Here is a 23,815-nt window from a genome sequence, read left to right as displayed (position 1 = left end):
GACACCCCTTCAACGAGAATTGGCCATGCCTGAAAAGACCAACAGAATATCCTTCCAGGGCGAGCCCGGCGCCAATTCCGACACCGCCTGCCGTAACGTCTATCCCTCGATGCAGCCGCTGCCGTGCCCGACCTTCGAGGACGCGTTCAATGCGGTCGAGACCGGCAAGGCCGATCTCGCCATGATCCCGATCGAGAACACCATCGCCGGGCGCGTCGCCGACATTCACCATCTGCTGCCGGAATCGAGGCTGCACATCGTCGGCGAATATTTCCTGCCCATCCATTTCCAGCTGATGGTGCTGCCAGGTGTGAAGCGTGACGAGATCAAAACCGTCCACAGCCACATCCATGCGCTCGGCCAGTGCCGCAAATACGTCCGCAAAAATGGCTGGAAGGCGGTTGTCGCCGGCGACACGGCGGGCGCGGCCAAGATGGTCTCCGAGGTCAAGGACCGCACCATGGCCGCCCTGTCCCCGGCATTGGCCGCAACGCTCTACGGCCTAGACATCATCGAGGAGAATGTCGAGGACACCGATTCCAACGTCACGCGCTTCGTCGTCCTGACCAAGAACAAGCAGTGGGCCGAACGCCCGTCGCCTGACGCCAAGATGATGACGACCTTCATCTTCCGGGTCCGCAACGTGCCGGCCGCCCTCTACAAGGCAATGGGCGGTTTCGCCACCAACGGCATCAACATGACCAAGCTCGAGAGCTACCAGCTCGGCGCCTTCACGGCGACATTGTTCTACGCCGACATCGAGGGCCACCCCGACGATCCGCTGGTCAAGCTGGCGCTGGACGAGCTTCGCTTCTTCTCGCGCGAGGTGCGGATCCTCGGCGTCTATCCGGCGAGTGAGTCACGCGAGCAGTGGAAGGTAGCGGATTGAGCTACCAGCCAAGGGGCACATAGTCGATCTCCATGAAGGTCTCGACTTCAGGAATCCAGCGGTCGCGCACGAAGGCGACGTGGTCGGGATGGTCGTTGTACCTGGTATAGGCGGCCTGGTCGGCGAATTCCATGGAGAAGCCGAACTGGTAGTCGTTCTTGGGGCTGACCTGGCGCAATTGTTCGAAATGGGTGACGCCCCTGATCGCCGAGAGGAATTTTTTGGCGTCGACCAGGAACCTTTTTTCCTCCAGCGAGTGCGGCGGATGCTTCAGCGTGAACACGACGGTATGGCGGATCATTTCCCTCTCCTGATTTCCATTATTCGCTGTCGACCCAGGCGCGGATCAGGTGATGCGCGATGGCTCCCTTCGGCGGCGTGATCAGATTGCCCGGATGCTCCCTGGCCAGCATCAGGCGCACCTCGTCGCGCAAGAACCAGCGGCAGTCTTCCAGCTCGTTGAGGTCGGCTTGGATGTCTTCATTGAGCGGCTCGCCGAAGCAGCCGATCATCAGCGAATAGGGGAATGGCCAGGGCTGGCTGGCGTGGTAGACGACGCGGCCGAGCCGGATGCCGGCCTCCTCCAGCGTCTCGCGGCGCACCGCCGCCTCGATCGTCTCGCCCGGCTCGATGAAGCCGGCAAGGGCGGAGTACATGCCCGGCGCGAAATGCCGGCCGCGCCCGAGCAGGCATTTCTCGCGCGTCGCCGTCAGCATGATCGCCACCGGATCCGTGCGCGGAAAATGCTCGGTGCCGCAATTCGGGCAATGGCGCTTGTAGCCGCCGGCCCGCATTTGTGACTCGGTCCCGCATTTGCTGCAGAAACGATGGCTGGCGTGCCAGGCGAGCAGTGCGGCGCCCTGCGCCATCGCTCCGGCGGCCGCTTCGTCGATCAGGCCTTGCATGTAGACCGAGCGGTAGTCGATGGCCTTGACTGTTTCGGGAAGCTGTTCCGGCTCGAGACCGGCGGTCACCGCCAGCACCGGGCCCTGGTCGGAGAATCCAAGCAGCACACCGCTGCCGGGCAAGGTCTGGAAGGGCAGGCTTTCGGCGACGCCGAACCAGGGATCGAAGCTGCCGTCACGAACCTTCAGGTAGAGCCGGCCGCCCTGCATCAAAAGCAGCCTGGTTCCGGGATCGGCGAGCGCTTTGTCGACCGAATCGTCGGCGCGGTTCTCGGATTGTCGGTCGATACTGTTGCCGGCGAAGCCGACGAATTGGCTCGGCTCGCGCAAGGGCGCGTCAAACAGGCTAAAGCTCATGCGGACTCTGGGCGTTCGGGATGGACATGTTCGGGATGGACACGGGAAGGCTTATAGCGCCGCCCTTATCGTTTCGGCAAACCGGCGCAGCTCGGAGCGCTGATAGGGCTCGCGCAGGCCGTGTCCCCACACCGGGCCGGGCCAGCCGGGATCGCCTTCCGAACGGGCGATGACGTGGATGTGCAGCTGGCGCACGATGTTGCCGAGCGCGCCGGTGTTGATCTTGGTGCAGCCGGTCACCTTCTTCAGCGCCTGCGCCACCATATTGGTCTCGAAGGTCAGCATTGTCTGGTCGAGCGGCGTCATGTCGTGGATTTCCTCCACGCCCGGCCGCTGCGGCACCAGAAGCAGCCATGGCCAGCGGCGGTCGTTCATCACGCGCAGTTCACACAGCCCAAGCCACATCAACTGCTCGCTGTCCGCCTCCAGCCGGGTATCCAGCGTGAATCCGGCCTTCAGGCCCGGCAGCATCGGCGTTTCCCTTGCTTTTGGTGTTTTCCTCAGAGTCATGAACGCTAGAGCGGCTGCATCGAGGCTGCAAGCGAATCTCGTGGCTGGTGCAGCCGATTTGCCTGCGCCCTTGCATTTCGTCGCCGAATTGCCGATATGGACGGAGGGAGGTTGGTGGTGGACGATCCACTCGCCAACCGGGTCAGGTCCGGAAGGAAGCAGCCCTAACGAGCCCGGAACGGGTCATTGTTCCAGCCTCCCACCTCATCGGCCCTTATCGCGACGTTGACGACGCATTGCAGCGCGGGCGAAACTATGCGCAGGAATCGGCCGCCTTTTGGCGCGGCCATTTGGAGTTTTGCGGGCGAATGAGCGAAGCCGGAAATTCGGGACCAAAAAGCCTGGAGATAGGCAAGGCTGGCGCCTATCGCGTGCTGGCGCGCAAGTACCGTCCGGCGAATTTCTCCGAACTGGTCGGCCAGGAGCCGATGGTGCGCACGCTCACCAACGCTTTCGCCACCGGCCGCATCGCCCAGGCCTGGATGTTGACCGGCGTGCGCGGCGTCGGCAAGACCACGACCGCGCGCATTCTCGCGCGGGCCCTGAATTATAAAACGGCAACAATCGACCAGCCTTCCGTCGACCTTGCCGTGCTCGGCGAGCACTGCCAGGCGATCATGGAAGGCCGCCATGTCGACGTCATCGAGATGGATGCCGCCTCGCACACCGGCATCGACGACATCCGGGACATCATCGAACGGGTGCGCTACGCGCCGGTCTCGGCCCGCTACAAGGTCTACATCATCGACGAAGTGCACATGCTGTCGACGCAGGCCTTCAACGGCCTGTTGAAGACGCTGGAAGAGCCGCCGCCGCACGTCAAGTTCATCTTCGCCACCACCGAAATCCGCAAGGTGCCGATCACCGTGCTGTCGCGCTGCCAGCGCTTTGACCTGAGGCGCATCGATGCGGCTGTGGTGAAGGCTGATCTCGCCCGGATAGCGGGCCTGGAAGGCATCGAGGCGGAAGACGACGCGCTGGCGATGATCGCGCGCGCGGCCGAGGGGTCGATGCGCGATGCTCAATCGATTTTCGACCAGGCCATCGCGCATGGCGGTGGTGCGGTCAGCGCCGAAGCCGTGCGCGCGATGCTGGGTCTCGCCGATCGCGCCCGCGTCGTCGATTTGTTCGAACATGTCATGAAGGGTGACGTTGCCGCGGCACTGGCGGAATTGCGCGCGCAATACGACACCGGCGCCGATCCGGCCGCCGTGCTGACAGACCTTGCCGAATTCAACCATCTCGTCACCCGGCTGCGTTTCGTTCCGGCCGTCGCCGACGACGCGGCGCTGTCGCAGGACGAGCGCGAGCGCGGCGCCGATTTCGCGCGGACGCTCTCGATCAAGGTGCTGTCGCGGACGTGGCAGATGCTGCTCAAGGGCATCCCGGAGGTGCAGTCCTCCAACCGGCCGGTAAGTGCAGCCGAGATGGTGCTGATCCGGCTGGCACACGCGGCCGACCTGCCGACGCTGGACGAGGCATTGAGGTCGCTGGAGAACGGCCTGCCGGCGCCGGGCGCCGCGCCGCGTTCGAACGGCGCGCCGGCGAGCCCCGGTAATGGCGGCGCTCCTGGTGGCAACGGCGCCAGCGCAGTGACGCAGGCGCGCATGCCCGGCGGGTCGGGCGGCGCGCAGACCATGCGGCTGGTCGAAGCCGCGCCCGCTCCGGCCGCCTTCATTGCGCCTGTGCAGCCGGCGCCGGAGGCGCAGCCAATATCGCTGAAATCGCTGGCCGATATTGTCGCCCTTGCCGACGCGCAGCGCGACATCGCCTTCAAGGTGCTGGTCAAGCGCTGCATCCGCCTCGTGCGCATCGAGCCCGGCCGCATCGACGTCAGCCTGACCGACGATGCGCCCAAAATGCTGCTCAACGATTTGACGACCAAGCTGCGCGCCTGGACCGGTCGCAACTGGCTGGTGTCGCTGTCGAAGGAAGAGGGCGGCCAGACGCTGGCCGAAATGGAATCGACCAGGCGCGAGAACGCTTTGCTCGATGCCAAGAGCGATCCGACGGTCGCCGCCATCCTGGCGCGGTTTCCCGGTGCCAGGATCATCGACGTGCGCATTCCCGACGCGCCGGAAGCCGACGCGGTCGAAGCCGAAGTGCCGGTCGAGCCGCCGGCGGACGACGACGAACCCTGACGAAACCACGACTTTGCAAAGGATCGGACCATGAAAGATCTTCTCGGCCTCATGGGCAAGGCGAAGGAAATGCAAGCCAAGTTCCAGGCTATGCAGGACGAGATCGCCACGGTCGAAGCCGTCGGCCAGGCCGGCGGCGGCCTGGTCATTGTCACGTTGACCGGCAAGTTCGAGATGAAGTCGCTGAAGATCGACCCGTCTCTGTTCAAGGAGGATGAGGTCGAGATCCTCGAAGACCTGCTTCTGGCCGCTCACAATGACGCCAAGGCCAAGGTCGAGCAGATCATGCAGGAAAAGACCAAGGCGCTGACCGCCGGCCTGCCGATTCCGCCGGGAATGAAACTGCCGTTCTAGATGCATGTCGCCCAAGAGTGTGCGAGGGTTTCGGGGATAACGACATGCATAAAGCCAAAGACTAGTTGGCCATGGCCGAAGAGCCGTCCGAAAGGCTGATCGAGCAGCGTATCCGCAACAGGATCTACGAGATCCTGGAAATCCTGGCCGATTCTGATGCCGGCGTCGATCTCGTCGGCATCAAGGGCTATTTCAACCTGTTCGAGGATTTCGTGCATCGCCCCTCGATCGAAGCCGGTACTTCGGCGCTCTCGAAGGAAGAACGCGCCATCGTGCTGGAGATCGCGGATTTCCTGGAGGCTGCCGGAGAGGCCAACCCCGATTTCACCAGGTCCGAGTTCATCGACAGCGACTGGCCGGGAAAGATCGCGCCGGTTGCCCGCAATGCGCGAGCATTGTTCCTGAGGCGCGGGCTGTTCTCGGAGAAATTCGAAGAAATTGAGCCAGGACGGCCGGCTGCGATTTCAGCCGGGCGATAATGCATGTCGCCCAAAAGCGGTCTCGGCATGGACAAGGGCGTGCATAAAACAAAGGCTTGAAGCCCGATCTTGCCAGGTAACTGTGCCAGTTTGGCAACAGCATCTCACCAATAACGTTTTAGCCATCATTTTGCCCGAAAGTGTCTCATTCTTGCCGCAGCCTGGGGGCGGGCATCGAAGTGAGAGGGTTACCTGTTGATTGCCACGCGATGGAAGACGCCGCTGTTGCTCGGCGTCGTCACGTCTCCCCTGTTCCTGGCCGCTTGCAGCCAGACCGCGTCACACGGCATGTCCAGCCTGACCGACGCCATCACGCCGAGTTTCCTGAGCTCCCGCGGCTACCACACGCCGAAGGACAGGGAATGCCTGGAAAGGGCGATGTTCTTCGAATCCAACCGGTCGAGCCGCGATGGCATGATCGCCGTCGGCACTGTCGTGATGAACCGGCTGCGCTCCGGCAAACATGGCGACACCATCTGCGCGGTGGTGGGCGAGCGCGGCCAGTTCGCGCCCGGCGTCATGACCAGGCCGATGAATTCGCGTGCCATGCCCGATGTCGAGGAAGCCGCCGACGCCGTGCTCAAGGGCGAGCGCAAGGCCAAGCTCAAGAACACGATGTATTTCCACACCGCGGGCCTGCGCTTCCCCTACAAGAACATGCATTACACCATGGTCGCCGGCGGCAATGCGTTCTACGAGAAGCGCGGCCGCAACTGGCAGCCGCTGCCGGACGAGCCGACGGTCGCGGTCGCCTCGGCCGAGCAGCCAGCAGCCTTGCCCGGAGTAGCCGCGACTCGTGTCGCTTCCGCCGAGCCGGCGGCCAAGACATCCGATCGCACCGCTGCGGCCTACGTGACTGCCGCGGCGGAGCCGATGCGCTCCGGCAAGGCGGCCCAGCAGACCTACGTGACGGCATCGGCTGCGCCGGCCGCAAAGTCTGCGCGCGTCCAGGAAAAGCCGACGATGGTGGCGATGCAGGAGCCGATGGAGGAACCGGACGCCGCTCGTTTTGGCGGGACCTTGAACACGAAGGTCATTTCCTCGGTGCAGGGCGCGCCGCAGGAAGCGGCGATGGGATTCCAGTCGACGCCTGAGAACACCGATGCCATCGGCGCGATGATCGTCAGCCAGAGCCGTCCGCTCGAAACCAACTGAGGCGGGCCGCACTTGACGGCCTGCCGGTGCTGGTTGGAGACGCGGTCCGGACGCAAAACCGCTTCGCACTTTTCGCGGAATTGCTCTAGATCAGGGCAATGTCCAAGCGAATCGCGGGTCCCGAGATCGAACGCCTGATCCAGCTCCTGGCCAAAGTGCCGGGGCTCGGTCCCCGCTCGGCCAGGCGCGCCGCGCTGCATTTGATCAAGAAGAAGGAACAGCTGCTGTCGCCGCTCGCCGCCGCCATGGGCGAGGCGGCCGACAAGGTGCGCATTTGCTCCACCTGCGGCAATGTCGACACGTCGGACCCCTGCATGATCTGCACCGATCCGCGCCGTGACGCCGGCACGCTGATCGTCGTCGAGGACGTCTCTGATCTGTGGGCGCTGGAGCGGGCGGCGGCGATGAACGTGCGCTACCACGTGCTGGGCGGCACGCTGTCGCCGCTCGACGGCATCGGCCCCGATCAGCTCAACATCCGCTCATTGGTCGACCGCGTCGCCGGCGGCGAGGTCAAGGAGATCATCCTGGCCGTCAATGCCACGGTGGAGGGCCAGACCACGGCCCACTACCTGACCGATCAATTGCACGGTTTCGAGGTGAAGATAACGCGGCTGGCGCATGGCGTGCCGGTCGGGGGCGAACTCGACTATCTCGACGAAGGCACGCTGGCGGCAGCGCTGCGCTCCAGGACGGCGTTTTGACGCGATTGCGGGGAAGGATGCTTGTCACGGTGATCCCGCATCCTCAAAAGTTGGCGTTCCGTGGCGCCCCCCTCTGTCCTGCCGGACATCTCCCCCTCAAGGGGGGAGATTGGCAATTTCGCAGCCAGCATCTCCTTTTCAACGGCGGTGTTTGGCGAAGGCAGAGACAACGGTCGATCTCCCCCCTTGTGGGGGAGATGGCCGGCAGGCCAGAGGGGGGCGCCAAGGAACGCGGCCTCCGCAAGTTCTGCTTTGCGTTTTTCCTGGCGATACTGGCTGCACTGTTCCTCTCCACCTCCGCCTCGGCCGCCAAGATCGACGACCAGTTCCGCGCCTGGCTCCGGAGCGATCTGTGGCCTGACGCCAAGGCCAAGCGCATTTCCAAGCAGACCTTCGATGCCGCTTTCGACGGTGTCAAACCCAATCTCAAGCTGCCCGATCTTGTCATGCCCGGCGAGAAGCCGAAGACGCCGCAGAAGCAGCATCAGGCCGAGTTCGGCTCGCCCGGCGCCTATTTCGCCGAGAAGACCATCCGCGCCGTCACATCGGGCGGGCGGACGCGCGCGGCGGCCAACGCCAGGACGCTCGCCGCGATCGAAAAGCGCTATGGCGTGCCGGGCGAGGTCCTTTTGGCGATCTGGGGTCGCGAAACAGGATTCGGCGCGGCGAAGATGCCTTACGACGCCTTCGAGGTGCTGGGCACCAAGGCGTTCATGTCGACGAGGAAGGACTTCTTCCGCACCGAGCTGCTGGCGGCGCTCGAGATCGTCGAGCGTGGGCTGGCCCCGGTGAATGCGATGAAATCGTCCTGGGCCGGTGCGCTCGGCCAGCCGCAATTCATGCCGACGTCGTTCCTCGAGCATGCCGTCGATTTTGATGGCGACGGGCGTGTCGACATCTGGAGCTCGACGCCTGACGTGCTCGCCTCGATCGCTAACTATCTCGTCCATTATGGCTGGGTGAGGGGACGTGGCTGGGGCTTCGAGGTGACCGTGCCGGAGAGCGTCTCCTGTTCGCTCGAAGGCCCCGACCAGGGCAAGACAATCTCGCAATGGGCCGCAATGGGCATCAAGCGTGTCGGCGGCAAGCCATTCCCGGCGAGCGAGCTGAAGGCAGAGGGCTTCCTGCTGATGCCGGCCGGCCGCAGCGGCCCGGCCTTCATCGCCACGCCCAATTTCTACGTGCTGAAGCGATACAACACCAGCGACCTCTATGCCCTGTTCATAGGCCATGGCGCCGATCGCATCGCCCATGGCGATGCGAATTTTTCCGGCAACTGGGGCGCGGTCGGTGACCTCCACCGCTCCGATATCGCCGCCCTGCAGCGGGCGCTGGAGGCCAAGGGCTATGATGTCGGCAGCGCCGACGGGCTGCCCGGCTTCAAGACCCGCCGCTCGATCGGCGCCTGGCAGGAAAAGAACGGCAAGCCCGCCACCTGCTTTCCCGATGCCGGCCTGGTCGCTGCTCTGAAGTAACTCTCAAGTCAGGGTTTTTTCTCGACTGCCGGCCTCTGTTGGCCTTCGCATGCTCCCGCTCGCCCGCCTGCCACTATGATCCAGTGAGCCGACGCATAAATGCTCGTTGCCCGCCGCGAGGCCGCCGGATATGCTGTTGACCAACTGGACAAAAACCACGACGGTAAGTGGTCAAAGGGGGCCCTTGTCGGCCTGGAAAAACACCGCAACCCTGAGCCGGGAACTCAGGTCAACAAAACAGGGAACAATCACCATGATGATGGAAAAGCTTGCTCTACGATCCCGCATTCTGCTTGCGGGTGCCGCAATGTCGGCGCTGCTTCTCGCGGGAGCGCCGGCTGGCGCGGTCACGCCAGCCGACACGCTGGTCGAAGGCTTTGCCATCGATGACATCATCTCCATGGATCCGGGCGAGGCATTCGAGCTGTCGACCGCCGAGGTCACCGGCAACACCTATGACCTGCTGGTCCGGCTCGACCTCAGCGACACCTCCAAGGTCAAGGGCGACCTCGCCGAAAGCTGGACCGTCTCGGACGATGGCCTGACCTACACGTTCAAGCTCAAGCCCGGCCTGAAATTCGCCTCGGGCAACCCGATCACCGCGGCCGACGTCGCCTATTCGTTCGAACGCGCCGTCAAGCTGGACAAGAGCCCGGCCTTCATCATCGACCAGTTCGGGATCAGCGGCGACAATGTCGCCGAAAAGGCCAAGGCGGTCGATGACACCACCTTCCAGTTCATCGTCGACAAGGCCTATGCGCCGAGCTTCGTGTTGAACTGCCTGTCGGCCACCGTCGCCTCGGTCGTCGACGCCAAGCTGGTCAAGGAACATGTCGCGGCGGTCACGCCGAGCGCCGACTACAAATGGGACAATGATTTCGGCAATGCCTGGCTGAAGACCGGCTATGCCGGCTCGGGCGTCTATAAGCTGCGTGAGTGGCGCGCCAACGAGGCCGTCGTGCTCGAACGGAACGACAATTACTACGGCGAAAAGGCAAAGCTTGCCCGCGTCATCTACCGCAACATGAAGGAAAGCTCAGCACAGCGCCTGGCGCTTGAGGCCGGCGACATCGACGTCGCCCGCAATCTCGAGCCGAACGACCTCGACGCCATTGCCAAGAACGCCGACCTCACCACAACCAGTGCGCCGAAGGGAACTGTCTACTACATCAGCCTCAACCAGAAGAACCAGAACCTCGCCAAGCCCGAAGTCCGCCAGGCCTTCAAATATCTGGTCGACTATGACGCGCTGAGCTCGACCATCCTCAAGGGCATCGGTGAAATCCACCAGACTTTCCTGCCCAAGGGCGTGCTCGGAGAACTGGACAAGAACCCGTTCAAGCTCGACGTCGCCAAGGCCAAGGAACTGCTGGCCAAGGCAGGCCTGCCCGACGGCTTCAGCGTGACCATGGATGTGCGCACCGGCCAGCCGACAACCGGCATGGCGGAATCGATCCAGCAGACGCTCGGCCAGGCCGGCATCAAGCTTGAGATCATTCCCGGCGACGGCAAGCAGACGTTGACCAAGTACCGCGCCCGCAACCACGACATCTATATCGGTCAGTGGGGCCAGGACTATTTCGATCCGAACTCCAATGCCCAGACCTTTGCCTCGAACCCGGACAATTCGGATGAGGGCAAGTCCAAGACGCTGGCCTGGCGCAACGCCTGGGATATTCCGGACCTGACCAAGCAAACCGAAGCCGCTTTGCTGGAGAAGGATTCGGGCAAGCGCGCCGACATGTACAAGGATCTGCAGCAGAAGATCCTGGACACCAGTCCCTTCGTCATCATCCATCAGCAGCTGGAAGTCGCCGGGTTGCGCAAGAACCTCAAGGGTTTCGCGCTCGGCCCGAGCTTCGACACCAATTTCGTTGGGCCGGTTTCCAAGGAATAGCGCCGGCGGATGAGCGTAGCTGAAAATCAGGCGGCGGCAGGGCGCGGCAGCGCCCGTGCCGTCGCCATTTTCTCATCGATCGGCCGCTTCCTGGTGATCGCGATCACGACCTATCTCGGTCTGCTCGCGGTGACCTTTTTCATTGGCCGCGTCATCCCCATCGACCCGGTGTTGGCCGTGCTCGGCGACCGGGCGCCGGCCAATGTCGTGGAACGCACGCGCCGCGAGATGGGTCTCGACCTGCCGCTGATCGAGCAGTTCTACATTTACGTCAAAAATGCTCTCAACGGTGATTTCGGCACCTCGGTGCTGACCACCAATCCGGTCATGACCGACATCCGCCGCGCCCTTCCGGCAACGACGGAACTGGCGACGTTGGGGACACTGATCGGCGCGCTGTTCGGCGTGCCGCTGGGTGTGCTGGCTGCCGTCAGGCGCGGCAGCCTCATCGACCAGGTGGTCCGCGTCATCGGCCTGATCGGCTATTCCGTGCCGATCTTCTGGCTTGGCCTGCTCGGGCTCGTCCTGTTCTACGCCAAGCTGCAATGGGTTGCTTTCCCGGCACGGCTCGACGTCGTCTACGAATACACCTTCACGCCGATCACTGGCTTCTACCTTCTCGACTCGGCGATGCAGGGGCAGTGGGATGTCTTCTGGGACGCCTTCCGCCACATCATCCTGCCGGCCTCGCTGCTCGGCTATTTCTCGCTCGCCTATATCAGCCGCATGACGCGCTCCTTCATGCTCAACGAACTCACCCAGGAATACATCGTCGCCGCGCGCGCCAAGGGCCTGTCGGAAACCCGCATCATCTGGGCTCATGCATTGCGCAATGCCGCCGTGCCGATGGTGACAGTGATCGCGCTCTCCTATGCCGGGCTGCTCGAAGGTTCGGTGTTGACCGAGACGGTCTTCTCCTGGCCCGGCATCGGCCTCTACATCACCAATTCGCTGCAGAATGCCGACATGAACGCGGTGCTCGGCGGCACCATCGTCATCGGTTCGGTGTTCATAGCCATCAATCTTCTGTCCGACCTGCTTTACCGCGTGCTCGACCCGAGGACCAAGGTAAGATGAGCAGAGGAATCCCACTTTCAGGCTCGGCTGCGGCCCACCCCGGCCCTTCGGGCCACCTTTCCTCTCCCCCGTCGAACGGGGCAGAGTTGGTCTGCGAAGCAGACCGGAGTGGGGGCCGACAGCGCCAAGAGGCATCGTCATGACCGCCTCCGACGCCGCCCCCCTCTCCCGCCGCGACTGGCTGCTCAGCGAGCGGCCGGCCTCGCGCATGCAGGCGAGGCTCGGCCGCGCCTATGTCGCGTGGCGGCGTTTTTCCGCCAATCGGCTGGCCTTTCTCGGCCTGCTCATCATCATCGCGCTGCTGGTCATTGCCGCCCTTGCAGGGGTGCTGGCGCCTTATTCGCCGACTTTCGGCGATCTGAAGAATGCGCGCCTGCTGGCGCCAAGTGCTGAGCACTGGTTCGGCACCGACGATCTCGGCCGCGATATCCTCTCGCGCATTCTCTACGGCTCGCGCTGGACGCTCTATGTCGTTATCCTGGTCGCCATCATCGCCGCCCCCATCGGCCTCGTGGTCGGCACCGTCGCCGGCTATGCCGGCGGCTGGACCGATGCCATACTGATGCGCATCACCGACATCTTCCTCGCTTTCCCCAAGCTGATCCTGGCGCTGGCCTTTGTCGCGGCCCTCGGCCCCGGCATCGAGAACGCGGTGCTCGCCATCGCCATCACCTCCTGGCCGCCCTATGCCCGCATCGCGCGTGCCGAAACGCTGACCGTGCGCAATTCCGATTACATCAAGGCGGTGGAACTGATGGGCGCCTCGCCCTTCCGCATCGTGCTGCGCCACATCATGCCGCTCTGCATCTCCTCGCTGATCATCCGCGTGACGCTCGACATGGCCGGCATCATCCTCACCGCCGCCGGCCTCGGGTTCCTCGGCCTCGGCGCGCAGCCGCCGCTGCCCGAATGGGGCACGATGATCGCTTCGGGCCGCCGCTTCGTGCTCGACCAATGGTGGGTGGCCGGCGCGCCGGGCTTCGCCATCCTGATCGTCAGCCTCGGCTTCAACCTGCTGGGTGACGGCCTGCGCGACGCGCTCGACCCGCGGAGCGGCGACCAATGAACGGCGAAACGAGGACACGGCCGGAACGCGCATTGCTCGAAGTCGACGATCTGCGCGTCACCTTCCCGACGCGCACCGGGCTGATCGAGGCGGTGCGCGGCGTTTCCTTCTCGCTAGGCCGCGAGCGGCTCGGCATCGTCGGCGAGAGCGGCTCGGGCAAGTCGCAGACCGGCCGTGCCATCATGGGGCTGACGCCGCCCCAGGCGCGGATATCGGCGAAGAGGCTGGCTTTCGACGGCATCGACCTTCTGGCCGCATCGCCACGTGAGCGCCGGGCATTGCGGGGAAACCGCATCGCCATGATCCTGCAGGATCCGAAATATTCGCTCGATCCGGTGATGAGCATCGGCCGCCAGATCGTCGAGACGCTGCGCACGCATGAGAAGGTCTCCAAGGCCGAGGCGCGGGAGCGAGCGCTGGCCATGCTGGAAGCCGTGCAGATCCGCGACCCCCGGCGTGTCTTCGACCTGCATCCGCACGAGGTCTCCGGCGGCATGGGCCAGCGCGCCATGATCGCCATGATGCTGATCGCCGGGCCGGAAATGATGATCGCCGACGAGCCGACCTCGGCGCTCGATGTCACCGTGCAACTCGACGTGCTCGGCATTCTCGACCGGCTGGTCGGCGAGCGCGGCATGGGGCTGATCTTCATCTCGCACGATCTGCGCCTGGTCTCGTCCTTTTGCGACCGCGTCATCGTCATGTATGCCGGCAAGGTGGTGGAGCAGCTCAAGGCCTCCGAACTCGGTCGCGCCCAGCATCCCTACACGCGCGGCCTGCTCAACTGCATGCCCAAGATCGGCGCCGATCGTCACCCGTTGCCGGTGCTCGACCGCAAGCCGGAGTGGGCGGCATGACATCAGCAATCGCCGTCGACGGGCTGGAGGTCATCTTCGACCGCTTTCGCGCACTGAAGGGTGTCAGCCTGGACGTGCAGCCGGGCGAATCCTTCGGCCTGGTCGGTGAATCCGGCTCCGGCAAATCGACGCTGCTCAGGGCGATCGCCGGCCTTGCGCCGGTCGCTTCGGGCAGCATCGTGGTCAACGGCAAGAAGCTCGGCGCGCGCCGCGACAAGGCCTTTTACCGCGAAGTGCAGATGGTGTTCCAGGATCCGTACGGTTCGCTGCACCCGCGCCAGACCATCGACCGCCTGCTGCAGGAGCCGCTCGCCATCCATGGTTTTGGCGACGGGGAAAAGCGCATCCAGCGGGCGCTCGACGAGGTCGGTCTCGGCAACGGCTTCCGCTTCCGCTACTCGCATCAATTGTCGGGCGGCCAGCGCCAGCGCGTGGCGATCGCGCGCGCGCTCATCCTCGAACCGTCGGTCCTGCTGCTCGACGAGCCGACCTCGGCGCTCGATGCCTCCGTGCAGGCCGAGGTGCTCAACCTGCTCGAGGAGGTCCGCCGGCGGCGCAAGCTCACCTTCCTGATGGTCAGCCACGACCTCGCCATCATCACCCATATGTGCGAGCGCCTGATGGTGATGCAAAGCGGCGAGGCGGTGGAGAATTTGACGGCGGGTGACTTGGTCGAGCGGCGCGTGACGAAGGATTACACGCGCAATCTCTTGCGGGCCAGCGACGGGTTTGTGAGGGTGTAGCTGAACTTTCAACGCGACGCTGATCGCCCCTTGTCTTCAGGCCCTGCCGCTTTCCGGGATGGCATCATCGGCCGGCGCAGTGCTTTCCTGCCCTCGCTTCGGCTCCTTGATCCTGAACCACGTCACATAAAGCGCCGGCAGGAACAGCAGCGTGATCGCAGTACCCGCGATGATGCCGCCCATCATCGCGTAGGCCATCGGTCCCCAGAACACTTCGCGCGCGATCGGGATCAGCGCCAGGCTGGCGGCGGCGGCCGTCAGGGCGATCGGCCGCATGCGGTGTTCCGTCGCTTCGATGACGGCGGCCCAGCGGTCCTTGCCCTCCGCGACAAGGTCCTCGATCTGCACGATCAGGATGACCGAGTTGCGGATCAGGATGCCGATCAGGGCGAGCACGCCGAGGATGGCGACGAAGCCGAGCGGTGCGCCGCTCGGCACCAGGGCCGCCACCACGCCGATCAGCCCGAGCGGCGCCACCGCCACCACCAGGAACAGGCGCTGGAAGCTCTGCAGTTGGACCATCAGGATGGTTGCCATCACGAACAGCATCAGCGGCACGACGGCCGCGATCGGCCCCTGGCTCTTGGCGCTTTCCTCGACGGAGCCGGCGGTCTCGACGGAATAGCCCGGCGGCAGCTTGGCGATGAAGGCATCGACCGATGGCTTCAATTCGTTGACCACTGTTGCCGGCAGAACGTCGCCGACCAGGCCGGCGCGCACGGTGATAGTCGGGATGCGGTCGCGCCGCCACACCGTCGGCTGTTCGAGCTCGTATCGGAAATTGGCCACCGCCGCGAGCGGGATGGCCTCGCCGGTGCTCGTCGGCAGCTGCATGTTCTGCAAAGTCTCGATCGAGCCGCGTTCGGCCTCGCGCGAGCGCGCCACGACGTTGATCAGGTAGGTGGCGTCGCGCACCTGCGTGATGGTGGCGCCGCCGACGGTGCTGTTGAGCGCGCTCGCAATGTCGGAGGAGGTGATGCCGAGCTGGCGTGCCTTGTCCTGCAGCACGTCGACCCTGAGCACGCGCTGCGGCTCGTTCCAGTCGAAGGTCGGCGCGGCGAGCTTGGGATTGGCCGAGATGACGCCGGCGAATTGCTGCGCCAGCGCGCGCACCGTCTGGATGTCGGGCCCGCCGACGCGGTACTGCACGGGGCGGCCGACAGGCGGTCCGAGTTCGAGCAGCTTCACGAAGGCGTCGGTGCCGACGAATTCCTCGCGCAGCAGCTTTTCCAGCGCCGGCTTCACCCGGTTGCGAGCCTCGATGCTTTTGGTGACGATCACCGTCTGGCCGAAATAGGGATTGGCCGGTTGCACGTCATAGGCGAGCACGAAGCGCACCGCGCCCTGGCCGATATAGGACGAGAAATGGTCGATGTCGGGATTGCCGACCAGCGCCCGCTGCTCGAACCGCTCCATCTGCTCGCGCGTGTCGGCGATCGAGGAATTCTGCGGCAGGTTCCAGTCGACGATCAGCTCCGGCCGGTCCGATGGCGGGAAGAACTGCTGCTGCACCAGGCCGAAGCCGGCGATCGAGGCGGCAAACAACAGCACCGTGGCGATGATGGTCAGCCAGTGATGGCGCACCGAGCCGACAAGGGCACGCCGGAACAGCGAGGTGAAGCGGCCCGGCTGGTCGTGATGCTTCGTCTTCATCGCCGCCGGCAGAATGGTGACGCCGAGCAGCGGCGCGAAAAGCACCGCCACGATCCACGACACCAGCAGCGACACGGCGATGACGACGAACAGGGTGAAGGTGTATTCGCCGGCGGCGCTGTTGTTGAGGCCGATCGGAATGAAGCCCGCGACGGTCACCAGCGTGCCGGTCAGCATCGGAAAGGCGGTCGATGTGTAGACATAGGTCGCCGCCTTGCGCAGGCTATCACCGACCTCCAGCCGCGCCACCATCATCTCGACCGCGATCATCGCGTCGTCGACCAGAAGCCCGAGCGCGATGATCAGCGCACCGAGCGAGATGCGCTGCAGCGAGATGCCGAGATAGGACATGACCGTGAAGGTGATGGCCAGCACCAGCGGGATCGACAGCGCCACGACGAAGCCGGCGCGCATGCCGAGACTGATGAAGGACACGGCCAGCACGATGGCCACCGCCTCGAACAAGGCGCGCGTAAAGCCCGAGACCGCTTCCTCGACGATGACCGGCTGGTCGGCGACCAGATGCACGCCGACGCCGACCGGCAGGTCTGCCAGCACCTTGTTCATCGCCTCATGCAGCGCCTCGCCGAATTTGAGCAGATTGGCGTTGGGCTTCATGCCGATGGCAAGCCCGATCGCGTCCTGGCCGTTGAAGCGGAACAGTGCCGTTGGCGGATCGGCATAGCCGCGCGTGATCGTCGCCACGTCGCTCAGCCGGAAGAAGCGGTCGTTGACGCGAAGATTGATCGCGCGAAGGCTGTCTTCGGAGGTGAACTGGCCGCCGACCCGCACGCTGATGCGTTCCGGGCCGGACTGGATGACGCCGGACGGCGTGATCGCGTTCTGCGCTTGCAGGCTTGCCACGATCGCCTGTTGGTTGAGGCCGAGGGCCGCGATCTGGCGGGTCGAGAATTCGAGGTAGATCGCCTCGTCCTGGGCACCGACCAGGTCCACCTTGCCGGCATTCGGCACGGTCAGGATTTTTGTCCTGACATCCTCGACATAGTCGCGCAGCTGGCGCGGCGTCAGCCCGTCCGACGTGAAGGCATAGATGTTGCCGTAGACGTCGCCGAAACGGTCGTTGAAGAACGGCCCCTGGACGCCTTGCGGGAACTGCGCCTTGATATCGTTGACCATGTTGCGCACCTGAATCCAGTTCGGCACGACATCGCGCGCCTTGGTAGTGTCCTTCAGGTTGACGAAGATGACGGTCTGGCCGGCTGTGGTGACGGATTTGGTGTAGTCGAGGCTGTCGAGTTCCTCGAGCTTCTTCTCGATGCGGTCGGTCACCTGCTGCACCGTCTCCTTGACCGAAGCGCCGGGCCAATTGGCCTGGATGATCATGGTCTTGATGGTGAAGGCGGGGTCTTCCTCGCGGCCGAGGTTGAGGTAGGAGAAGATGCCGGCCGCAACGAAGACCAGCATGAAATACCAGACCATCGAGCGGTGGTTGAGCGCCCAGTCGGAGAGGTTGAAGCCCTTCATGAGGCCCCTCCCGCGGGCAGTTTGACCTTCTGGCCTTCGGTCAGGCTGTGGACGCCGGCGGTGACGACGCGCATTCCCGCTTCCAGCCCCTGAGCCACCGTGAAGGTTCCGCCGTTCCTGGAGGCAACCTTGATCTCGCGCGTGCTCACGCTCGATGTCTGCGCATCGACGATCCACACCCTGTCGGAGCCGTTCCTCTGGAAGAGCGCCGACAGCGGCAGTTCGATCGTCGGCTCCACCGTGGTCATGCGCGTTGCGGTCACGGTCGAGCCGAGCCGGAAGGCCTGCGGCGGATCGGTGAGCGTCAGCCGCACGCGCCGCGTGCGCGTCGAGCCCTCGGCCTGCGGCGCGATCTCGCGCAGCTTGGCCTCGGTCCGGATCGTCGGCAGCGATTGCAGGATGACCTGGAACGGCGTGCCGGCCGTGAGATCGCCGGTCAACTGGTCGGGAATATCGACCACCGCTTCGCGCGGGTCCGAGCGCGCCACGGTGACGACCGTCTGGCCGGGGGAGACCGTCTGGCCGACCTCGGCGCCGACAGCGGTGACGACGCCGTCGAAATCCGAGAACAGCCTGGCATAGCCGAGCTGCTCCTGCGATCTGGCCAGCGAGGCCCTGGCCCGCTCGACACTGGCCTCGGCCGCCGTCCTCGCCTGCTGCGCGGCATCGAACACGGCTTGCGTGGTGTTGGCGCTGGCAAGCAATTGGCGTTGGCGCTCCTCGCTGGCGGCGGCATTGGCAAACTGTGCCTCGGCATTGGAGAGCTCGGCCTTGGCCGCCTGGACCGACAGCTCCAATGCGGTCGGGTCCAGTGCCGCGATCGTCGTGCCCTTGCTGACGATGTCGCCGACATTGACGTCGCGGGACACGACCCGGCCGAGCAGGCGAAAGGCGAGATCGGCGCTGACCTGCGGCTCGACCGATCCGGCGAAGCCGAAGACCTCCGTGGTGCGCGGCTCGACCACCACCGACAGCACCGGCCGGATGATCTCCGGCGGCTTCTCCTCCGACTTCGAGCAGGCGGCGAGCGCGCCAAGCGCGATCACGCCAAGCAGGAGGCGCGGCAGCCGGCTCATCGGCCCGCTCCCGATATCTCGATTTTCTGACCCGCACTGAGCAGCTGTCCGCCCGCGGTGACGACGCTTTGGCCCTCCTCCAATCCCCTGGCGATGACGACGGTGCCGGAATTGAAAGCCAGCACCTCGACCGGTGCCATCGTCACCGTACCGGTCGAGGGATCGACGATCCAGACCGCCGGCTTGCTGGCGCTGGACGTCAATGCCTGCCAGGGCAGCAGGATCGCCTTGGCCGGTTTGGCGCCGACCGAGCCGATGACGGCCGCGCCCAGCGGCATGCCGGCGGGCGTATCGGCAATGCCGACCTTGACCCGGATCGAGCCCGACGCCGGATCGACCGCCGGGGAGATTTCGCGCACCTTGCCCGTTGCCCTGATCTGCGGGTCGGACAGGAGCGTGATCGTCACCGCCGGCGAGGTCGGCGTTCTGGCGACCAACGTCTCCTGGACGTTGAACACCGCGTCGCGGTCGCCGTCCTCGGCGACGGTGAAGACGGTCTGCGCAGCCTGCACCACCTGGCCGGTTTCGACTTGGCGGGCGGTGATGACGCCCGCGGCGCCAGCCTTGAGTTCGGTGAAGGACAGGTTCTGCTTGGCATTGGCGAGCGCGCTCTGCGCCGCGTCGAGGCTGCCTTGCGCCACCTTCAATGCCTGGTCGGCGGCGTCATAGTCGCGCCTGGTGGTGTAACCCTGGGCAAGCAGCGTCTTTTGCCGCTCGAAGGCGGCGGCGGACTGGGTCAACTGCGCTTGCGCCGCGTCGAGATCGGCCTGCGCCGAGCGCAAATCGGATTCCTGCTCCTGCGGGTCGATGCGGGCAAGCACCGCGCCCTTGTCGACATGCTGGCCGACATCGGCAAGCCGTTCGGCGACGCGGCCGCCGACCCGGAACGACAGATTATTCAGCGTGCGCGCCGCGATCACCCCGGTCAGCGCGGTTCTCGGCGCATAGTCGGCCATCGCCACGGTCTCGGTGCGCACCATGATCGGCAGCTTTTTCTCGGCCGCTTCCTGTTTCTGGCAGCCGGCCAAAAGCAGGACGGCCGTGCAAGTGAAAAGCGCTACGCCGATGGAAAAAGTCGAAAAATTGGAAGGTTTGACCGATGGCGGCGAGACGGACGATGTCGCGTTCCTGCTCATGGGTTCCCTCAGCCGCAGGCCGCTCGCCGATCGCGATGCCTCGCGGATCCCGGCACGATAGTCGATCTCCCGAAAAAGGAAACCGGACTCGTACCCGTGTCAGGCATCCGACTCGGGTTTGCAAAGGCCTGACGACGGCCAGTCCCGGCCGGGCAGCTTTTCGTGATAGGAATTTTTTCCTTGACGAGGTGAAGGCAACTATGATAGATATTTGGATATGGTGCTGAGTTGCGCCAGGGACCCGCCGCACAGGCGGGTTTTTCCGTTCAATGATCCTCAACAGCGCGCCGCGAAGGCTCCGAACCCGTTAACGCAGTCCGTTGCCCTGGTACGGATATCGCCGGCTGGTCAGGCGCGATACCTCAGGCCCAATCGCCTGCCGGCGGTGCCGACTTGAGGAAAGCATGAAATAAGCCCAGAAGACATCTTATCAAGCAGAACGGGCGCCGGCCCTATGAGGGACATCATGAAGAACTCAGCCATTTCCGAACGCAAGAGCCAGTCGATCTCGCGCGGTGTCGGTATGACCACGCAGATTTACGCCGACCGGGCCGAGAACTCGGAGATCTGGGATGTCGAGGGCCGCCGCTACATCGATTTCTCCTCCGGCATCGCCGTCGTCAACACCGGCCATCGCCACCCCAAGGTCATCGAGGCGGTCAAGGCGCAGCTCGACCGCTTCACCCACAGCTGCCACCAGGTGGTGCCCTATGAGAGCTATGTACGGCTGGCCGAGCGGCTGAACGGCATACTTCCGGGCAAGTTCGAGAAGAAGACGATCTTCGTCACCACCGGCGCCGAGGCGGTCGAGAACGTCATCAAGATCGCCCGCAATGCCACCGGCCGCCAGGCCGTCATCGCCTTTGCCGGCGGCTTCCATGGCCGCACCTTCATGGGCATGGCGCTGACCGGCAAGGTCGTGCCCTACAAGGTCGGCTTCGGCGCCATGCCGGCCGACGTTTTCCACGCTCCTTTCCCGGTGCCGCTGCACGGCGTGTCGGTGGCCGATTCGCTTGCAGCGCTCGATCGCCTGTTCAAGGCCGACGTCGATCCGGCCAGGGTCGCGGCCATCATCGTCGAGCCGGTGCAGGGCGAGGGCGGTTTCTACGAGGCGCCGCGCGATTTCATGACCGCGCTGCGCAAGATCTGCGATCAGCACGGCATCCTGCTCATTGCCGACGAGGTGCAGACCGGCTTTGCCCGCACCGGCAAGATGTTTGCCATGGAGCACCATGAGGTGACCGCCGACATCACCACCATGGCCAAGGGCCTGGCCGGCGGCTTTCCGCTGGCGGCGGTCACCGGCCGCGCCGAGATCATGGATGCGCCTGGCCCCGGCGGGCTGGGCGGAACTTATGGCGGCAGCCCGATCGGCGTTGCCGCCGCGCACGCGGTGCTTGACGTGATCGAGGAAGAGAAACTGTGCGACCGCGCCAACTCGCTCGGCGCCAGGCTGAAGCAGCGTCTGGGCTCGATCCGCGACGACGTCCCCGAAATCGTCGACATCCGTGGCCCCGGTTTCATGAACGCGGTCGAGTTCAACGACGTCAGGAAGGGCTTGCCATCGGCGGAGATGGCCAATGCGGTCAGGCTGAAGGCGCTCGACAAGGGGCTGATCCTGCTCACCTGCGGCGTTCACGGCAACGTCATCCGCTTCCTGGCGCCGCTCACCATCCAGGACGGCATCATGAACGAGGCGCTCGACATTCTGGAAAGCTCGATCCGCGAGGTTCGCGCTGCCTGAAGGGCCGGCGCCCATTTCTCCTGACGGCTTACACTGAGCCCGGTGAACGTGCCGTCAGGAGCTCGGATTCTGTAACCAGGCTGGAATGTCCATCTTGGCGTGCAGCACCCGCCAAACATCGATATGGTCGGTCTGTTCAAGATAAAAAATCAGGTATGGATAGCGCCTGACTTGCACGCTACGCAGACCAGGCAATCCAATTTCGTAGCCATATCTCAGAGAGCCCGATGCCGGATGGCTGGCTAGCAGTTTGTAGGCGTTTTGAAGCTCCTCGATGTAGCCCAATGCCGCGCGCGAACCAGCTTCTCGCGTATAGTAATCGACAGCATCCTCGACATCCCGCAGGGCTAGTTTTCGAGGAATGATCGCCTTTATGGGCACCTACTCTATTGGCCCTGCGCCCGTTTCCGCAGCGCGGCGAAATAATCGTCGTCAACCGGAGCGCCCGGGGCGGACGATGCGCCCTCAAGGAGCAAGCCGCGCAGAAGCTGACGATCTTGATCGCGGCGGATCAATTCACGCACATACTCGCTGCTCGTGCCATAGCCGCGATCGGTCACTTGCTGATCGACAAAATGCTTCAAGCTTTCCGGCAGGGAGATGTTCATGGTGCTCATTCAGGCATTTTATAGCCTATGGCAAAAATTGGCAATCTTAGGCACTGGCCTCGGCTGACTCTTTGTTCTGGAACGCGGCCAGCGCCGCTTTCAATCCGTCCGGCCCCGCTGCCACCGTCTGTGGCGCCGGCGAGAAGCCGGCGCTCAGCATCTTGCGGCCGAGCATGTGGTCGCCGGGGCGGTTGACCGATTCGATGCCGAGCAGCCTGTCTGCGGCATAGTGGTAGATCGAGAACTTGTTGTCGGCGAGATCGCCCAGCACGACATGGCTGTCGCCGCCGGATGTCAGGCCGACCATCTGCAGCTTCATGTCGCCGATGTCGGACCAGAACCAGGGCACGGCCGAATAGGCGTCGGCATGGCCCGTTATGGTGCGCGCGGCAAGCCGCGCCTGGTCGGTGGCGTTCTGTACCGATTCCAGCCGCACGTCGCCGCCGGTGAACCAATGCCGATAGGAGGCGGCGTCGCCGATGGCGAGGATTTCCGGCACCGAGCTACGCATCTGGTTGTCGACGCGAATGCCGTTGGCGATGGTGAGGCCGGCTTCCCCGGCCAGTTCGACATTGGGCACGGCGCCGATGCCGACGACGACCATGCGCGCCGGCAGCCTTTCGCCTGACGAGGTGATCGCGGCCGTGACATGGCCGTTTTCGCCTTCGAGCCTTGCGATCGTGGTGCCGGTTAGAATGTGCACGCCGGTCGCTTCCAGCCGCTGGCGGACATGGCCCGCCACGATCGGCGCCACGGCGCGGCCAAGCAGCCGGTCGACCGCTTCCACGACCGTTACGGTGCGGCCGGCCGCGCGCAGCGTCGCCGCGATCTCCAGCCCGATGAAGCCGCCGCCGAGGATGACGACGTCTTCGCTCCGTGTGCTCAAGTCCCGGATCAGCCGCGCATCGGAAAGCGAGCGCAGCGACACTACACCGGACAGATCCGCGCCGGGCAGCGGCAGCAGGCGCGGGCGCGAGCCGGTGGCGAGGATCAGATGATCGAAGGCAAGTTCGCCGCCGCCTGATATCTCCAAACGGCGACGTCCGGCATCGATGCGGTCGATCCGAACGCCCGGCCGGTAGTCGACGGCGCTGCCGGTGTAAAATGCCTCGCCACGCAAGGGTTGTGGCTTGGCCTCGGCATCCTTGATGAAGGTCTTCGACAGCGGCGGCTTGTGATAGGGCAGCTCGTTCTCGTCGCCGACGAGGATCACCGGCCCGTCATAACCGTCCTCGCGCAGGCTTGCCGCCGCCTGCACGCCCGCATGTCCCGCACCGACAATGACCACGCCGTTCTTCATCGCATTCCGATCCCAAGCTTGATTTTAGGATGTCTCGCCACGTGGCAATTGTCTGGCGCCGCCGCAAGAGGCCATTTGCGGGTCGCACCCGGAACGGCGGCTGTCAATCGGACAGTTCGGCGATGAAGTCGGCACACGGTGCAGGCGGCTAAAGTTGACTATCGCAGTTTAGAATAATTCTAAACTGTTGTTTCGATTGAGTTT

21 protein-coding genes, 1 other RNA gene and 1 pseudogene are annotated in these 23,815 nt (G+C 64.4%); 14 read left to right on the top strand and 9 right to left on the bottom strand.

Translation table 11 applies throughout. From position 1 onward, the window contains the following. The first annotated feature begins 25 nt into the window (after positions 1-25). On the top strand, positions 26-889 hold the full coding sequence (locus tag FJ428_RS21135; protein ID WP_140629826.1) for a prephenate dehydratase: 864 nt from the start codon (positions 26-28) through the stop codon (positions 887-889). 1 nt (position 890) lies between these two features. Here FJ428_RS21135 and FJ428_RS21130 read toward each other — a convergent pair whose 3' ends face one another. Genes FJ428_RS21130 through FJ428_RS21120 form a run of 3 tightly spaced genes read right to left on the bottom strand, consistent with a single transcriptional unit; the run spans position 891 to position 2,622 of the window. Continuing rightward, positions 891-1,190: a Dabb family protein gene (locus FJ428_RS21130; RefSeq protein ID WP_140523808.1), complete on the bottom strand. Its 300-nt coding sequence runs from the start codon at positions 1,188-1,190 to the stop codon at positions 891-893. Positions 1,191-1,209: 19 nt separating this feature from the next. Beyond that, positions 1,210-2,151, bottom strand: a complete 942-nt coding sequence (gene nudC / locus FJ428_RS21125; RefSeq protein WP_140496871.1) for an NAD(+) diphosphatase — start codon at positions 2,149-2,151, stop codon at positions 1,210-1,212. Between the two features lie 51 nt (positions 2,152-2,202). Continuing rightward, a complete protein-coding gene (locus tag FJ428_RS21120; RefSeq protein ID WP_140556749.1) occupies positions 2,203-2,622 on the bottom strand; it encodes an HIT family protein in 420 nt (139 codons plus the stop codon). Between the two features lie 145 nt (positions 2,623-2,767). On the opposite strand from FJ428_RS21120, the gene ffs reads away from it, so the two are divergent. From ffs to FJ428_RS21055, 12 genes and pseudogenes are all read left to right on the top strand, one after another. Further along, positions 2,768-2,864, top strand: an RNA gene (gene ffs, locus FJ428_RS21115) — signal recognition particle sRNA small type. Positions 2,865-2,969: 105 nt separating this feature from the next. Further along, the gene (locus tag FJ428_RS21110) at positions 2,970-4,802 is read left to right on the top strand and encodes a DNA polymerase III subunit gamma/tau (RefSeq protein WP_140880056.1); all 1,833 of its coding nucleotides are present in this window, start codon (positions 2,970-2,972) and stop codon (positions 4,800-4,802) included. A 24-nt stretch (positions 4,803-4,826) separates the two neighbouring features. After that, positions 4,827-5,156, top strand: a pseudogene (locus tag FJ428_RS21105) (YbaB/EbfC family nucleoid-associated protein); the annotation flags it as partial. A gap of 71 nt (positions 5,157-5,227) precedes the next feature. Then, complete coding sequence (locus FJ428_RS21100; RefSeq protein WP_140670846.1) at positions 5,228-5,635, top strand: hypothetical protein; 408 nt, start codon at positions 5,228-5,230, stop codon at positions 5,633-5,635. A gap of 195 nt (positions 5,636-5,830) precedes the next feature. Further along, a complete protein-coding gene (locus FJ428_RS21095) occupies positions 5,831-6,790 on the top strand; it encodes a cell wall hydrolase (protein WP_140523817.1) in 960 nt (319 codons plus the stop codon). 98 nt (positions 6,791-6,888) lie between these two features. Beyond that, positions 6,889-7,494 (top strand): recombination mediator RecR, encoded by a 606-nt coding sequence (gene recR / locus FJ428_RS21090; protein ID WP_140496859.1) that lies wholly within the window; start codon positions 6,889-6,891, stop codon positions 7,492-7,494. Positions 7,495-7,691: 197 nt separating this feature from the next. Then, positions 7,692-8,969, top strand: a complete 1,278-nt coding sequence (locus FJ428_RS21080; RefSeq protein WP_140880055.1) for a lytic murein transglycosylase — start codon at positions 7,692-7,694, stop codon at positions 8,967-8,969. A 253-nt stretch (positions 8,970-9,222) separates the two neighbouring features. Then, on the top strand, positions 9,223-10,866 hold the full coding sequence (locus FJ428_RS21075; protein WP_140496855.1) for an ABC transporter substrate-binding protein: 1,644 nt from the start codon (positions 9,223-9,225) through the stop codon (positions 10,864-10,866). Positions 10,867-10,875: 9 nt separating this feature from the next. Beyond that, complete coding sequence (locus tag FJ428_RS21070; RefSeq protein WP_140880054.1) at positions 10,876-11,943, top strand: ABC transporter permease; 1,068 nt, start codon at positions 10,876-10,878, stop codon at positions 11,941-11,943. Positions 11,944-12,082: 139 nt separating this feature from the next. Further along, positions 12,083-13,009 carry a nickel transporter permease gene (gene nikC, locus FJ428_RS21065; RefSeq protein ID WP_140496850.1) on the top strand — a complete coding sequence of 309 codons (927 nt, stop codon included), beginning with the start codon at positions 12,083-12,085 and terminating at the stop codon, positions 13,007-13,009. Beyond that, on the top strand, positions 13,006-13,866 hold the full coding sequence (locus FJ428_RS21060) for an ABC transporter ATP-binding protein (protein WP_140513126.1): 861 nt from the start codon (positions 13,006-13,008) through the stop codon (positions 13,864-13,866). The genes nikC and FJ428_RS21060 overlap by 4 nt, the downstream gene beginning before the upstream one ends. After that, complete coding sequence (locus FJ428_RS21055; RefSeq protein ID WP_140880053.1) at positions 13,863-14,609, top strand: ABC transporter ATP-binding protein; 747 nt, start codon at positions 13,863-13,865, stop codon at positions 14,607-14,609. The genes FJ428_RS21060 and FJ428_RS21055 overlap by 4 nt, the downstream gene beginning before the upstream one ends. Before the next feature lie 36 nt (positions 14,610-14,645). Here the strand turns inward: FJ428_RS21055 and FJ428_RS21050 are convergent, their stop codons facing one another. The 3 genes from FJ428_RS21050 to FJ428_RS21040 are packed head-to-tail and all read right to left on the bottom strand — an operon-like array spanning position 14,646 to position 19,959. Continuing rightward, positions 14,646-17,747 (bottom strand): efflux RND transporter permease subunit, encoded by a 3,102-nt coding sequence (locus FJ428_RS21050; RefSeq protein ID WP_140880052.1) that lies wholly within the window; start codon positions 17,745-17,747, stop codon positions 14,646-14,648. Further along, positions 17,744-18,823, bottom strand: coding sequence for an efflux RND transporter periplasmic adaptor subunit (locus tag FJ428_RS21045; protein WP_140880051.1), 1,080 nt, complete (start codon positions 18,821-18,823; stop codon positions 17,744-17,746). Before FJ428_RS21045 ends, FJ428_RS21050 begins: the two co-directional genes overlap by 4 nt. Next, positions 18,820-19,959, bottom strand: coding sequence for an efflux RND transporter periplasmic adaptor subunit (locus tag FJ428_RS21040; protein ID WP_140880050.1), 1,140 nt, complete (start codon positions 19,957-19,959; stop codon positions 18,820-18,822). The genes FJ428_RS21045 and FJ428_RS21040 overlap by 4 nt, the downstream gene beginning before the upstream one ends. Positions 19,960-20,425: 466 nt before the next feature. Between FJ428_RS21040 and FJ428_RS21035 the strand changes: the two genes are divergently transcribed. Next, the gene (locus FJ428_RS21035; RefSeq protein ID WP_140880049.1) at positions 20,426-21,703 is read left to right on the top strand and encodes a 4-aminobutyrate--2-oxoglutarate transaminase; all 1,278 of its coding nucleotides are present in this window, start codon (positions 20,426-20,428) and stop codon (positions 21,701-21,703) included. A gap of 54 nt (positions 21,704-21,757) precedes the next feature. Here the strand turns inward: FJ428_RS21035 and FJ428_RS21030 are convergent, their stop codons facing one another. From FJ428_RS21030 to FJ428_RS21020, 3 genes are read right to left on the bottom strand one after another with little or no spacing between them, the layout of a single operon-like run. Next, positions 21,758-22,078 carry a type II toxin-antitoxin system RelE/ParE family toxin gene (locus tag FJ428_RS21030; protein ID WP_181167355.1) on the bottom strand — a complete coding sequence of 107 codons (321 nt, stop codon included), beginning with the start codon at positions 22,076-22,078 and terminating at the stop codon, positions 21,758-21,760. A gap of 11 nt (positions 22,079-22,089) precedes the next feature. Then, entirely contained in the window at positions 22,090-22,320 is a 231-nt protein-coding gene (locus FJ428_RS21025) for a type II toxin-antitoxin system ParD family antitoxin (protein WP_140496834.1), read from the bottom strand. Between the two features lie 37 nt (positions 22,321-22,357). Continuing rightward, on the bottom strand, positions 22,358-23,611 hold the full coding sequence (locus FJ428_RS21020; RefSeq protein WP_140663989.1) for an FAD-dependent oxidoreductase: 1,254 nt from the start codon (positions 23,609-23,611) through the stop codon (positions 22,358-22,360). Between the last annotated feature and the right edge of the window lie 204 nt (positions 23,612-23,815).

It is taken from the genome of Mesorhizobium sp. B2-8-1 (genome assembly GCF_006440955.1).
Taxonomy (GTDB): Bacteria; Pseudomonadota; Alphaproteobacteria; order Rhizobiales; family Rhizobiaceae; genus Mesorhizobium.
Note: the sequence above shows the minus strand (reverse complement) of the source record. Positions and strands in the feature narration are given on the sequence as shown.

Excerpts from the sequence above, each read along its gene's own strand:
- FJ428_RS21135 (WP_140629826.1), top strand. The coding sequence starts at position 26 with ATGCCTGAAAAGACCAACAGAATATCCTTCCAGGGCGAGCCCGGCGCC.
- FJ428_RS21130 (WP_140523808.1), bottom strand. The coding sequence starts at position 1,190 with ATGATCCGCCATACCGTCGTGTTCACGCTGAAGCATCCGCCGCACTCG.
- nudC (WP_140496871.1), bottom strand. The coding sequence starts at position 2,151 with ATGAGCTTTAGCCTGTTTGACGCGCCCTTGCGCGAGCCGAGCCAATTC.
- FJ428_RS21120 (WP_140556749.1), bottom strand. The coding sequence starts at position 2,622 with ATGCTGCCGGGCCTGAAGGCCGGATTCACGCTGGATACCCGGCTGGAG.
- FJ428_RS21110 (WP_140880056.1), top strand. The coding sequence starts at position 2,970 with ATGAGCGAAGCCGGAAATTCGGGACCAAAAAGCCTGGAGATAGGCAAG.
- FJ428_RS21100 (WP_140670846.1), top strand. The coding sequence starts at position 5,228 with ATGGCCGAAGAGCCGTCCGAAAGGCTGATCGAGCAGCGTATCCGCAAC.
- recR (WP_140496859.1), top strand. The coding sequence starts at position 6,889 with ATGTCCAAGCGAATCGCGGGTCCCGAGATCGAACGCCTGATCCAGCTC.
- FJ428_RS21080 (WP_140880055.1), top strand. The coding sequence starts at position 7,692 with ATGGCCGGCAGGCCAGAGGGGGGCGCCAAGGAACGCGGCCTCCGCAAG.
- FJ428_RS21075 (WP_140496855.1), top strand. The coding sequence starts at position 9,223 with ATGATGATGGAAAAGCTTGCTCTACGATCCCGCATTCTGCTTGCGGGT.
- FJ428_RS21070 (WP_140880054.1), top strand. The coding sequence starts at position 10,876 with ATGAGCGTAGCTGAAAATCAGGCGGCGGCAGGGCGCGGCAGCGCCCGT.
- nikC (WP_140496850.1), top strand. The coding sequence starts at position 12,083 with ATGACCGCCTCCGACGCCGCCCCCCTCTCCCGCCGCGACTGGCTGCTC.
- FJ428_RS21060 (WP_140513126.1), top strand. The coding sequence starts at position 13,006 with ATGAACGGCGAAACGAGGACACGGCCGGAACGCGCATTGCTCGAAGTC.
- FJ428_RS21055 (WP_140880053.1), top strand. The coding sequence starts at position 13,863 with ATGACATCAGCAATCGCCGTCGACGGGCTGGAGGTCATCTTCGACCGC.
- FJ428_RS21050 (WP_140880052.1), bottom strand. The coding sequence starts at position 17,747 with ATGAAGGGCTTCAACCTCTCCGACTGGGCGCTCAACCACCGCTCGATG.
- FJ428_RS21045 (WP_140880051.1), bottom strand. The coding sequence starts at position 18,823 with ATGAGCCGGCTGCCGCGCCTCCTGCTTGGCGTGATCGCGCTTGGCGCG.
- FJ428_RS21040 (WP_140880050.1), bottom strand. The coding sequence starts at position 19,959 with ATGAGCAGGAACGCGACATCGTCCGTCTCGCCGCCATCGGTCAAACCT.
- FJ428_RS21035 (WP_140880049.1), top strand. The coding sequence starts at position 20,426 with ATGAAGAACTCAGCCATTTCCGAACGCAAGAGCCAGTCGATCTCGCGC.
- FJ428_RS21025 (WP_140496834.1), bottom strand. The coding sequence starts at position 22,320 with ATGAGCACCATGAACATCTCCCTGCCGGAAAGCTTGAAGCATTTTGTC.
- FJ428_RS21020 (WP_140663989.1), bottom strand. The coding sequence starts at position 23,611 with ATGAAGAACGGCGTGGTCATTGTCGGTGCGGGACATGCGGGCGTGCAG.